At 67.5% G+C, this 6,323-nt stretch carries 6 protein-coding genes; all 6 read right to left on the reverse strand.

Annotated features, from left to right (window positions below):
* Positions 1 to 6: 6 nt before the first annotated feature.
* Positions 7 to 987: a transporter substrate-binding domain-containing protein gene (locus M3E84_RS08445; protein WP_259895756.1), complete on the reverse strand. Its 981-nt coding sequence runs from the start codon at positions 985 to 987 to the stop codon at positions 7 to 9.
* Between the two features lie 26 nt (positions 988 to 1,013).
* Positions 1,014 to 1,838, reverse strand: coding sequence for an amino acid ABC transporter ATP-binding protein (locus M3E84_RS08450; protein WP_311200454.1), 825 nt, complete (start codon positions 1,836 to 1,838; stop codon positions 1,014 to 1,016).
* A complete protein-coding gene (locus M3E84_RS08455) occupies positions 1,835 to 2,806 on the reverse strand; it encodes an amino acid ABC transporter permease (protein WP_259895757.1) in 972 nt (323 codons plus the stop codon). Before M3E84_RS08455 ends, M3E84_RS08450 begins: the two co-directional genes overlap by 4 nt.
* 267 nt (positions 2,807 to 3,073) lie before the next feature.
* A complete protein-coding gene (locus tag M3E84_RS08460; protein ID WP_006213229.1) occupies positions 3,074 to 3,478 on the reverse strand; it encodes a cytochrome c oxidase subunit 4 in 405 nt (134 codons plus the stop codon).
* Positions 3,475 to 5,220: a cytochrome c oxidase subunit I gene (gene ctaD, locus M3E84_RS08465; RefSeq protein WP_259895758.1), complete on the reverse strand. Its 1,746-nt coding sequence runs from the start codon at positions 5,218 to 5,220 to the stop codon at positions 3,475 to 3,477. The genes M3E84_RS08460 and ctaD overlap by 4 nt, the downstream gene beginning before the upstream one ends.
* Positions 5,221 to 5,234: 14 nt before the next feature.
* The gene (gene coxB / locus M3E84_RS08470) at positions 5,235 to 6,158 is read right to left on the reverse strand and encodes a cytochrome c oxidase subunit II (RefSeq protein ID WP_053447350.1); all 924 of its coding nucleotides are present in this window, start codon (positions 6,156 to 6,158) and stop codon (positions 5,235 to 5,237) included.
* Positions 6,159 to 6,323: the final 165 nt, after the last annotated feature.

The raw sequence follows: 6,323 nt of genomic DNA on the forward strand, positions 1-6,323 counted from the left end.
GGCGGCTCAGCTCGCGGACAGTGCGTCGCGCATCTGCTGCGCGTCCGTGACGGTCCGGGAGTCGTCGAGCCCCTCGTCCTGCAGCCCCCAGCGCTCCAGCGCCGCCTCGTAGCTGCCGTCTCCCATCGCCGAGTCCAGCGCGGCCTCCAGCGCCGGGGCCAGCCCGCTGTCCTTCGCGGTGGGCGCGGCCACGAGCGTGTTGTTCGGCCATCCCGCGCTGATCCGCCCCACGACCTCCGTCTCGGATCCGGAGTCCTCCCGGAACGAGCCGCCGGGATACGGCCCCAGGTGCAGATCCGTCCTGCCGGAGACCAGCGACAGGATGGCGTCGGCGTCGTTGAGGTAGTACGACAGCTCGGCCGGCTCCAGACCCCGTTCCTCGAGCTCGCGGTTCCACTCGAGCAGGATGGCGTCCTGGTTGGTGCCCGGCGAGACGGAGACCTTCAGCCCGGAGATGTCCTCCGGGCCCTCGACGTGGAACTCGCTGCCCTGCCTGGCCTCGAAGCCCATGTACGCGGTGCGGTACGTGGCGAAATCGTAGAGCTCGAGCCGCGGCTCGGTCAGGCCCACGTTGATCATCACGGTCTCGATCTGACCGGTCTCCAGGCGCAGCGGCCAGTTCTCCCAGGTGGTGGCCTCGACCTCGAGCTCCAGGCCGAGCTTGTCCGCCATGAGCTGGGCGAGGTCGACCTCGGAGCCCACGACCGTGGACTGGTCCGTGGCCGCGAAGCCCAGCGGCACCGCCGCCGGGGTGGCCGCCACCGTGAGCTTGCCGTCCGCGGCCACCGACTCCGGCACGAGCGCTGCCGCCTTCGGATCGATGTCTGTGCGCACCCGATCGTCCTGCTCCGGCGAGAAGTCGAAGCGCTGGGCGGCCTCCACGCCGCCGCCGGCCGCTGCGGTGCCGATATCCACGGGATCGGCCGTGCACCCCGGCAGGACGCCCAGGCCGAGCACCGCGGCACCGGCGATCAGTCCGCGCGCCATCCGCCCCGACCTCCCTCCGACCGGGCTCACAGCACGTACTCCGGGTCGAGGTGCCGGCCCAGGAACTCCCGGGTCCGGGCATGCTGCGGGGCGGAGAACAGCTTCTGCGGCGGGCCCTGCTCCACGATCTCCCCGTCGGCCATGAACACCAGGTGATCGGCCACATCCCTGGCGAAGGACATCTCGTGGGTCACCACGATCAGGGTCACGCCCTCATCGGCCAGGCCCCGGATGACCTCGAGGACCTCCTCGACGAGCTCGGGGTCCAGGGCGGAGGTCGGCTCGTCGAAGAGCAGCACCTTGGGGTGCAGCGCCATGGCTCGGGCGATCGCCACCCGCTGCTGCTGCCCGCCCGAGAGCTGGCGGGGATAGGCACCGCCCCGGTCCCCCAGCCCCACGCGATCGAGCAGGGCCTGGGCGGTGCGCCGCGCCTCCGCGCGGGGGCGCCCCTGAGCGTGCACAGGAGCCTCGATGATGTTCTGCTCCACCGTCATATGCGGGAACAGGTTGAACTGCTGAAAGACCATTCCCACCTGAGCGCGGCGGCGCAGGACCTCGCGCTCGGGCAGCTCGCGCAGGGCCTGGCCCTCGGGCTGGTAGCCGATCATCTCGCCGTCGATCGTGACCCGGCCGGCGTCCTGAGCCTCCAGGTGATTGATCGTGCGCAGCAGCGTGGACTTCCCGGACCCCGACGGGCCCATCAGGACCACGACCTGCCCGGGCTCGACGCTCAGGGAGACTCCGTGGAGGATCTCCCGGCCCGCGAACGACTTGCGCACGCCCTCCAGCGCGACCCGTCCTCGCGTGGGCACCCGGTCCCTGATCGAGCGGTTCGTCTCCTGCGCGCTCACAGCGAGCTCCCTTCCGTGTGCAGCCGGGTCCTCTTCCGCTCGCGGGCGTCGGCCCGCTCACTCGCCAGCCGTGCGCGCACCCGCTGCCAGGGGGTGGGCGGCAAGGTGCGCACCGCACCGCGCGCGACCCGGCGCTCGACGTAGTACTGGACGATGTTCAGCGCAGTGGTGATCACGATGTACCAGATGGTGGCGACCATGAGCATCGGGATGACCTCATTGGTGCGCGAGTAGATGATCTGCGCCGTGTAGAACAGATCCCCCAGCGCCAGGACGTAGACGATCGAGGTGCCCTTGACCAGGCTGATGATCTCGTTGAAGGCCGGGGGCAGGATCGCGCGCAGGGCCTGCGGCAACACGATCCCCACGGATCGCCGCCATGCCGGAAGCCCGAGCGCCTTGGCCGCCTCGAGCTGTCCCGCATCCACCGAGAGGATGCCGCCGCGGATGATCTCGGCGGCGTAGGCGGCCTGATGCAGGCTCAGCCCCAGGGCGGCGGCGGCGAACTTCCCGACGAGCTCCGTGGTGCTCGCCTCGAGGAGGACCACGTCGGTGAAGGGGATGCCCAAGACGAGCGTCTCATAGAGATAGCCGATGTTGTACCAGAGCAGCAGCTGCACGAGCAGCGGCACGGAGCGGAAGATCCAGATGTAGGTCCAGGCCAGTCCCGCGAGCACCGGCGAGCTCGACATCCGCAGCAGCGCCAGCGCGAAGCCGAGCACGAACCCGGCGACGCCGGCGATGGCCGTCAGTGACAGCGTCAGCCCCAGGCCTCGCATGATCGACTCGGCGGTGAACCACTGCGCCACGACTCCCCACTGCCAGCGGGGGTTGGTGATCAGGGCCCAGACGATGACCAGGATGACGATGACGCCGAGCATCGAGGCGAGGCTGCGCCAGGGGTGGCGAGCCGGCAGCACCCGCACGGGGCTGTCCGGCTCGGGGGTGGAGGGCGAACGGCTGTCCATGGGCTCCGGCCTTCGAGGGGGCGTCGGCGAGTCGAGGATTCGAGCGATCGCCGCGGACCCGGCACAGCCTAGGAACGGGCTGCAGACCTTCCAATTCTGCCGTCACGCAGTGACATGCGGCGATGCCCCACTGGACGATGGCCCAGCATCAAGTCCGTCCCAGGCAGGTGGGCGCTCGGCCGCCTCAGCAGCCTGCACCCGGACATGCGAAAGGCGCCGCCGCTCCTTTCAGGGAACGGCGGGGCCCTCGACCGACGGAGCCGGAGATCAGTGGGCGTGCTCTCCGCGGCTGTGCTCGAAGACCATTCCGAACACGCCGAGCATGGCGATCGGGAACGCGAGGCCCACGATCCACCAGTCGATGGCCAGGCCGAGCACGAAGATCATGGCACCGGCGCCGAACAGCAGCGGCGTCCAGGACCACGGGGAGAAGTGCCCGTAGTCGCCGGCGCTGTCCGAGATCTCGCCCTCGAGGTCATCCTCAGGGAGCATCGCCTTGGCGCTACGCAGCGTCAGCTGGAAGTAGACCGCGAGGAAGGCGGACATCACGCCGACGGCCAGCAGGGCCGGGAAGCCGGCCAGCTCGTGGAAGTCGGTCACGAACCCGTAGATGAAGCCCACGACGATGCAGAACGCCGTCAGCAGCCACATGACCTGGATCGTTGCCTTCATCGGGTGGCCTCCATGGTGTCGTGCTCGCGGCGATCCCGCTCGGTCGGGTTGGCCTCGGTGTCACCGGTGTGAGGATCCGGCGACAGGGCCGCCAGCTCCGGGTGGTGCAGGTCCAGGGCCGGGCGCTCCGAGCGGATGCGCGGCAGCGAGACGAAGTTGTGCCGCGGGGGCGGGCAGGACGTCGCCCACTCGAGCGAGCCGCCGAAGCCCCAGGGATCGTCGACCTCGACCTTCCTGCCGCGCTTGTGCGTGATGTACACGTTCCAGAAGAACGGGACCATCGAGGCTGCCAGCAGGAAGGCGCCGATGGTCGAGAACTGGTTCATGAACGTGAACCCGTCCTCCGGCATGTAATCGGCGTAGCGGCGGGGCATGCCCACCACACCGAGCCAGTGCTGGATCAGGAAGGTCATGTGGAAGCCCACGAAGAGCATCCAGAAGTGGACCTTGCCGACACGCTCGTTGAGCATCTTGCCGGTGAACTTGGGCCACCAGAAGTAGAACGCGGCGAACATGCCGAACACGACAGTGCCGAAGACCACGTAGTGGAAATGGGCGACCACGAAGTAGGAGTCCGAGACTTGGAAGTCCAGCGGCGGGGTGGCCAGGATGACGCCGGTCAGGCCGCCGAAGAGGAACGTGAACAGGAAGCCCAGGACCCACAGCATGGGAGTCTCGAAGGTGATCGAGCCCTGCCACATGGTGCCGATCCAGTTGAAGAACTTCACGCCCGTGGGCACCGCGATCATCATGGTCATGAACGAGAAGAACCCGAGCATGACCGAGCCGGTGACGTACATGTGGTGGGCCCACACGGTCACGGACAGCGCGCCGATGGCGATGGTCGCGAAGACCAGGCCGACATAGCCGAACAGCGGCTTGCGGGAGAACACCGGGACGATCTCCGAGACGATGCCGAAGAACGGCAGCGCCAGCACGTAGACCTCGGGGTGGCCGAAGAACCAGAACAGGTGCTGCCACAGGATCGCGCCGCCGTTCTCGGCGTCGAAGATGTGCCCGCCCAGTCGACGGTCCATGCCCAGTGCGAACAGCGCGGCCGCCAGCGGCGGGAAGATCATGATGATCAGCAGCGCGGTGATCAGCGAGGTCCAGACGAACACCGGCATGCGCCACATGGTCATGCCCGGAGCGCGCATGCACAGGATCGTGGTGATGAAGTTGACGCCGCCCATGATCGTGCCGAAGCCCTGCAGGACCAGGCCGAAGACCCAGAGGTCGCCGCCGACTCCCGGCGAGAACGTGGTCGAGTTCAGCGGAGCGTAGGCGAACCAGCCGAAGGACGCGGCGCCCTGCGGGGTCAGGAAGCCGATCACGACGACGGTCGAGCCGAAGAGGAAGAACCAGAAGGCCAGCGCGTTCAGTCGCGGGAAGGCGACATCCGGCGCGCCGATCTGCAGCGGCACCAGCACGTTGGCCAGGCCGATGAACAGCGGGGTTCCGAACATCAGCAGCATCACCGTGCCGTGCATGGTGAACAGCTGGTTGTACTGCTCCTTGGTCTCCAGGATCTGCATGCCGGGAGCGAAGAGCTCTGCACGGATCAGCAGCGCCATGACGCCGCCGAGGCAGAAGAAGGCGAAGGACGTGATCAGGTACATGTACCCGAGCGTCTTGTGGTCCGTGGTGGTCAGCCAGCTGACGATGATCCGGCCCTTGGAGCGGGGCACGACCCGCGGTGCGACCGCGGCGGAGTCATTGGCTGAGTACTCGAGAGTGGTCATATTCTCTCCGTCCCTCAGTTCTCGTCGTACGTCGAGCCGGGCATGGAGTCCTGGTTCTCGATCGCTTCGTCATTGGTGTTCGGGTTGCGGTCGTACTCGGTGCCGAGCTGACCGGTGTTGCCCTGGTCGCGCAGAGTCTGCATCTGCTGGTCGTACTCCTCCTGGGAGACGATCTCGACGTTGAAGAGCATCTCCGAGTGGTACTCGCCGCACAGCTCGGCGCACTTGCCCTGGAAGGTGCCCTCATCGCCGGTGGTGAACGACAGGTAGTTGGTCTGGTTCGGGATCATATCCATCTTCTCGAGGAAGGCGGGGACCCAGAACGAGTGGATGACGTCGCGGGAGGTGATCTCCAGCTCGATATCGCTGTCGGCCGGCAGATACAGCGTGGGCAGCGTGTCCTCGACGCCCTCCGAGCCGTCCGTGTTCAGATGCGCCTGCGTGCCCGAGTAGTAGACGTCGTCATCGGTGTAGTTGAAGTCCCAGGCCCACTGCTTGCCGATGACCTGGATGGTGGTGTCCGGGTTGTCATGGCGCGGGGTGATGTCCGCCAGTACGCGCTCCGAGAACACGAACAGCGTGACGACCAGAGCGATCGGCACGAAGGTGTAAAAGATCTCCAGCGGCAGGTGGTAGGCGACCTGGCGGGGATAGCCGACCTCGTTCTTGCGACGGCGGTAGGCGATCATGCACCACAGCATCAGGCCCCAGGTCACCAGGCCGACGGCCATGGCCGCGATCCACGAGCCGACCCACAGGTCCAGGATGGCCTGAGCGTTGTCCGTGGGGGCAGAGTCCCCCACCGGCATGAATCCGTTGCGGACCTGCTGGTTCAGCTCCGCGGAGCAGCCCGTCAGGGCGAGCAGCGCTGCGCCTCCGAGTGCGCTCAGCGTGAGCGTCCGGCGGCGTCGGCTGACGGTTCGGGAAAGCGAACTCACAGACAGCCCTTCCTGTTCTCGATCGCGGTCCTGCCCGTCCGAGTGCTGGCGACGGTCAGGAGCCTGGGGTTTCTCCTGGAGTTTACCCCCTGCGCCCCGAACGTGCTGACACTTCGTCAGCCGTGTGTCCTGGTTTCCGGGGCATGCTGCCGCCCCAGGCTGGGG

Origin of the sequence: Kocuria sp. p3-SID1428, from assembly GCF_025149945.1 — a bacterium.
Taxonomy (GTDB): Bacteria; Actinomycetota; Actinomycetes; order Actinomycetales; family Micrococcaceae; genus Kocuria.